The sequence below is a fragment of the Desmonostoc vinosum genome, assembly GCF_059505385.1.
This window is the reverse complement of the sequence record NZ_JCACKM010000289.1, coordinates 1-4,266: the sequence shown is the minus strand read 5'-3', so window position 1 is coordinate 4,266 and position 4,266 is coordinate 1. Positions and strand designations below refer to the sequence as shown.

Genomic DNA, 4,266 nt, shown 5'->3' with positions numbered 1-4,266 from the left:
ACTTCTTACTATGCTTGAGTCTCAAGCCCTGAAATACCAATTAGATAGCTAGGGGGCAAAACAGCAATTGCGGCAATTAAGCCACGTCAATGCTACTATGATCGCTCAAGTAGAAGATGTGCTGCGGCAAGCAGTATATGGAGCAGTAGAATCTAACCGCTTGGTTGGGCATCAGGATTTTGTGTATAGTGTGGTTTTTAGTCCAGATGGGCAACAAATTGCCACAGGCAGCCGCGACAAAACCATCAAACTTTGGGCGAGGGATGGCAGATTATTACAGACTTTAAATGCCAATGGTTGGGTTTTTGACGTGGTTTTCAGTCCTAATGGTCAATTTTTGGCTGCATCCACTCAAGGAGGAAAAGTGAAACTCTACAGACGGGACGGACGACTGCTTTGGACTTGGAAGCAGCAACCCGATTCACACAGTGAGACTCTCTTATTCAAGCTCACCTTTAGCTCCAATGGTCAGTCAATTGTGGTGGCGAGTGACGATCGCACCATCAAAATCTTGAATCTGAACGGTCGTTTGGTTCGCAGCCTCAAAGGGCATCAGGATGTAGTCTGGGGTGTGGATTTGAGCAAGGATGGACAGACAATTGCTTCTGCTAGCGAAGATCGCACCGTCAAGCTTTGGAGTAGCGATGGACGCTTAATCAAAACGTTAGTAGGGCATCAGGGACGAGTCAATGTGGTGAGTTGGAGCCAGGATGGTCAACTGCTGGCATCTGGAGATATGCAAGGAGTGATGAAACTCTGGCATCGAGATGGTCGCCTGATGCAGACTTTGGCGGCACATACTACTGACATTTTTGGCATTAGCTTTAGTCCAGATGGACAACTGCTCGTTTCTGCAAGTGCCGACCAAACAGTGAAGGTGTGGCGACAGGATGGTACATTGTTATTAACACTCAAACAGGGAGATGCTGCTTGGAGAGTGGCGTTTACCCCGGATGGGAAGCAGCTTGTCTCTTCTGGCTCTAACAATTTAGTCAAACTTTGGCAATTGCACAACCCAATTGTGACCCGGCTTTTGGGACATCAGGCACGGTTGCAGGTGGCGTTTAGCCCTGAAGGTCAGCGCGTTGCCTCGGTCAGTTGGGATCGGACAGTGAAACTGTGGACGCTCTCTGGTCGCTTACTCACCACCTTTCGGGGACATAAAGCGATCGCCAGTGGAGTTGCTTTTCATCCCGATGGTCAACGTCTGGCTTCCAGCGATGGCACTGGCATTATTCACCTCTGGCAAGCCAATGGTAGGCAGTTAAAGACATTTTCGCTCCTTGGGCCAACTGCAACTATCGATCCAAACCAAAACGCGCAGCCATCAGCCGAATGTACCACCGTTGAGTTTAGTCCTGATGGTCAACTATTGGCAGCAGGCAACACAATCCAAAATTTAGCTAGAGTCTGGAAGTTAGACGGGAGCTTAGTTGCTACCTTAACCGGACATCAAAATGGTATCGGCCGCATCCGCTTTAGTCCCGATGGAAAGCAGATTGCCACCAGCAGTTATGATGGCACAATTAAACTCTGGCATCTTGATGGCAGGTTGATTCGCACTTTTACAGGGCATAAAGGGGAAGTGCAAGATTTGGCCTTTAGTCCAGATGGTAAACTCATTGTCTCAGGCAGTCACGATCGCACCGTTAAACTTTGGACAGTGGAGGGAAAACTACTTCGCACCATTAGCGATCATGGTAACAAAGTCTACGCGGTTGCTTTCAGTCCCGATGGCAAAACGATCGCATCCGGGAGCCGCGATCATACTATCAAGCTCTGGAAACCAAACGGCAACTTGTTAGCAACTCTCAAAGCTCATGAAGATGTTGTTGATGGGTTAGCCTTGAGCCAAGATGGACGTTGGCTAGCATCTGGCAGTTGGGATAAGAGTGCGATTATTTGGAACTTGCAACAAGCAATTGATATCAATCGACTAGAACAGATTGGTTGCGATTGGGTGCGAGATTATCTGCGAACCAATCCAGACGCAAAAGACACAAAGTTGTGTCAAACCAATTGAACGCACCCCAACTAATTGCAAGCAATATAGTTGGGGATTCATTCGCTAAGAAACAGTGAGATTTCTTAACGTATCCAGAGTTATCGGCGTTCTCGATGTGTCGTGGGAACTTTTGCCCTCGAACACTCTAGAAAAGTGTTTATCTCCTATGATGATGGCGTACCAATATCTAGCTCTGATAGTTCACACCCAATGCCATCTCCATCTCGGTCAAACACGTGAGGATCTGGTGGCACAACTCTAAATCTGCGGTACGGAATATCAAGACAATCCAAGTCTGCCGAATTAGGCAGAATGCAGAATTCAGGGTAGGAGCGATCGCAGTTGGAGTGTACAAGTCCTGTCGGATTATTTTAAACTCCCCATCCTGGATTTTCACAAGCGATATTGCGAGGAGAAATTTCTTCAAACTTACCTAAGTTGCGATTAGAGCGCCAAGCTTTTTTAATCTGCCTCCAGTATTCACTATCTTGGTATTTAACAATTGCTACTATTTCAGGGTCACGAACTCCTTTTAGCAAGCATGAACCATTATGTCCTATCTGATCTGATTTATTTAGTTTAGACAAATTGAGTACATCTATGACTTGAAAAGTTGGTTTCCCTTGGCTATCTATTGAAACAAGAATTTCAAACCATAACATCTCCTGATTTCCCTTCTTAACATGAGCGATCGCATATTCACGTCCGGCTTGAGGATTACCGACTATCCAGCCGCCTAAATCTTTCAATCCTTTGGGTATATCTCGATAGCGCAACCCGATATAGCTAGGACTATTTTGTTTTGCTCCTGAAACTTCAATCATTCTCGACAAACTAGCTTGAGCTACAGTTGGCAATCCAGAGAACAGCAGCAGGGATGTTGCAATAATGGTAACTTTATTCATCTATGTAAATTAGTTTCTGAGGCTGTATCAAGCGTAACTTGCATCTACTTCCTACCCTGTGATATGGATCAGCCATAGAAAATCTTGTGGTCTTATCCTTCTAATCATAGTAAACTCTGCCCTATATGCATAGCGGTTATTTTAAGTAGTGTCTATGCAAAACTACAAATGCACAAAACCTGATTCCAGTGCTTCATCTGCTCTATCCGTTTCAGCAGCCGCTTTGGGAATGGAATATACTTCGACGACTTGAGGGTGCGATCGCTCCATTGTCTTGTCTCAAAGCGTATCTGCTTCGCCTCCGACACCGACCCATGCCGTAGTTCATGGATGGCAGGCGTGCAATCCAGTGTGGGCATTAGCCGCTCCGTTGGTTGCTGTCTGCCGATTTACCTATACACATCTCTGCGGTGTGCTACTTTAACGACAGTCACTAATAATACTTTGTCTTGAATTTCGTAGATAATTCGGTAGCCACGAAAGCGGACTCGATATAGTGAGTCAGATCCCTCTAGTTTGACTACTCCATCTGGACGTGGCTCAATAGCTAATTCCTCAAGTTTGAGCGCTAGTCGCTGTTGAACTTCGCGTGGTAATTTTTTAATTTGGCGGACTGCTGCCGGTGTTAACTCAACCTGGTAGCTCACAAATCTAATTCCCTTTTCAGGGCAGACAAAGAAGTAGTGCCTTCTATTTGTGCTTCTTCTAGAGCAACACGTGCATCTTCAACATCAGTTTTGTCTTCCTTAGCTTTTAGAAACTGTAAAAAATCTAAAACTTCTATCAATATTTCTTCTGGCACTTCTTCTATTTCTTCGAGAATTTTCTGTTTGGTATTCACGCTAACCTCTTAAAATTGATGTACACGCCTCCATAATTCTAGACTTGTTTAGTAAGCTAAAAAACATCTAAATTACATAATCAAATTAAATAAAACTCTTGTGGGGTGGGCATCTTGCCCGCCCTAATTATGCAAGTTATATATGGAACAGCTTATCCAAAAAGTATACAACAGTTGACAAATACTGTATATAACTACAGAGCCGTGTTTGCTGGACACAGACTGCATACTGAAATAGAAAAACAGGAAGACGAAGAGTGGGAGGAACTTTTTCTCGAAAGCGAAGAATTGGGATTACGCGGTCGGCTTGATGCCCTTCGCACTCATGACGGGCAAACAATTCCATACGAACACAAACGCGGTCGCGCTCACCGAGACGAGAACAAGCAACCCCAAGCCTGGGAGAGCGATCGCCTACAAATCTTTTCCGGCTAATCACTTATCATAAAAATTTCTCCCTTCCCCCTTCGGGTGACGCTCGCAAGCTCGCTAACGCAGTCGCCTGCGGAGGGAAA

General features: G+C 45.3%; 5 protein-coding genes. 2 read left to right on the top strand and 3 right to left on the bottom strand.

The window, feature by feature from the left end:
* Window positions 1–67 precede the first annotated feature (67 nt).
* Window positions 68–2,023: a WD40 repeat domain-containing protein gene (locus tag AC5JMF_RS30070; RefSeq protein ID WP_495799368.1), complete on the top strand. Its 1,956-nt coding sequence runs from the start codon at window positions 68–70 to the stop codon at window positions 2,021–2,023.
* 353 nt (window positions 2,024–2,376) lie between these two features.
* On the opposite strand, the gene AC5JMF_RS30065 is transcribed toward AC5JMF_RS30070, so the two are convergent.
* The 3 genes from AC5JMF_RS30065 to AC5JMF_RS30055 all read right to left on the bottom strand — a co-directional run bounded on the left by AC5JMF_RS30065 (window position 2,377) and on the right by AC5JMF_RS30055 (window position 3,751).
* On the bottom strand, window positions 2,377–2,910 hold the full coding sequence (locus AC5JMF_RS30065) for a hypothetical protein (protein WP_495799367.1): 534 nt from the start codon (window positions 2,908–2,910) through the stop codon (window positions 2,377–2,379).
* A 389-nt stretch (window positions 2,911–3,299) separates the two neighbouring features.
* Window positions 3,300–3,557, bottom strand: coding sequence for a type II toxin-antitoxin system RelE family toxin (locus AC5JMF_RS30060; RefSeq protein ID WP_495799366.1), 258 nt, complete (start codon window positions 3,555–3,557; stop codon window positions 3,300–3,302).
* Complete coding sequence (locus tag AC5JMF_RS30055; RefSeq protein ID WP_495799365.1) at window positions 3,554–3,751, bottom strand: DUF2281 domain-containing protein; 198 nt, start codon at window positions 3,749–3,751, stop codon at window positions 3,554–3,556. The genes AC5JMF_RS30060 and AC5JMF_RS30055 overlap by 4 nt, the downstream gene beginning before the upstream one ends.
* Before the next feature lie 129 nt (window positions 3,752–3,880).
* Here AC5JMF_RS30055 and AC5JMF_RS30050 point away from each other — a divergent pair, with 129 nt between their 5' ends.
* Window positions 3,881–4,186 carry a hypothetical protein gene (locus AC5JMF_RS30050; protein WP_495799364.1) on the top strand — a complete coding sequence of 102 codons (306 nt, stop codon included), beginning with the start codon at window positions 3,881–3,883 and terminating at the stop codon, window positions 4,184–4,186.
* The last annotated feature ends 80 nt before the right edge of the window (window positions 4,187–4,266 follow it).